Annotated in this window: 2 protein-coding genes; one reads left to right on the forward strand and one right to left on the reverse strand. The window is 38.6% G+C overall.

What is annotated here, in order from left to right:
• On the forward strand, window positions 1-614 hold a 614-nt coding region (locus PE36_RS23630; RefSeq protein WP_006034645.1), incomplete at its 5' end, for a cation transporter.
• A 59-nt stretch (window positions 615-673) separates the two neighbouring features.
• Here the strand turns inward: PE36_RS23630 and PE36_RS23635 are convergent.
• Window positions 674-1,149: DMT family transporter (locus PE36_RS23635; protein ID WP_006034646.1), on the reverse strand; the 476-nt coding region annotated here is incomplete at its 5' end.

The following is a 1,149-nucleotide window of genomic DNA, read 5'->3' on the forward strand; positions in this document are numbered from 1 at the left end:
ACCAACATAGTGATGAACACCATTCAACATCTGCAAGCAGTAGCAGTGATTCTTGCTGCGCACACACAGCATCAAATGAACTTATTGCTGATGATGAGGAACCCGAGTCCAGAAGTTTAACTGCCCGTTTATCCTGGTTAGTGACTGGCATGGATTGCCCAAGTTGTGCCCGTAAAGTAGAAAAAGCCGTTCAAGCCTTACCCCAAGTTAAGCAATGCCGTGTTGCATTCGCGACCGAAAAATTACTTGTTGATATCGACCACGACAATAGTAGTACTGCTGTTGATAGCATCAAAATGCAAGTCAATGATGCCGTCGTTAATGTCGGTTTCAAGTTACAACAAGTGGGTAAAAAGCCCATAAACACTGACGACGACGCTTCATTACAGCAAAACCTGCGCGAGCATTGGCATGCCATCACCTTAGTCAGTGCGATTGTTATTGCTGCTATTCTGACGCAATTTAACAGTGATGCCAGTCAGTGGTTATTTACCTTTGCGAGTGTGTTTGGCGTTATTCCTGTTATTAACCGCTCGATTAAATTAGCCCGTTCGGGTACCCCATTTGCCATCGAAACATTGATGTCAGTGGCGACTGTAATATTGTTTTTTTAGAGGTCGTCTCAAACGTTTTTTTGTTCATTGTAATAGTTACTTTTTTACCTATTAACCAACTAAGCATTTTTCATATTGCCTTTTATGTAATTGATTGAATTGTAGGTAATTAAAGATAGTAAAATCACTATCACACCAGATATCTCAATGTGGGTCAGTTTCAAATCATAAATAATTACATCTAACGAAAGAGCTACTATCGGATATACAAATGACATGATCGCTAAACTGGAAATATCTGATTTTTCATAAGCACCATAAAGAAATATGTACATAAATCCAGTATGTACTAGTCCTAAAATTATCAGGTTGTGGCCAGTCGGTATATTCGCAATGAAATTATCAACATCAACAAAATTTATGAATACGACGCATCCAATGCACAAGTGACACATGGCTATAAATGTGGGTTTTAATTTTGTGATTTTCTTTGTGTAAATTGTCGATATAGCATAAAGGGTTGCAGCTACTAGAGCGTTAATTACACCGGAAACTTTAACTTCGCTTTGTTGGATATCCCCACCTAAAACGACAA

The sequence above is a fragment of the Moritella sp. PE36 genome, assembly GCF_000170855.1.
In the GTDB taxonomy this organism is placed as follows: Bacteria; Pseudomonadota; Gammaproteobacteria; order Enterobacterales; family Moritellaceae; genus Moritella.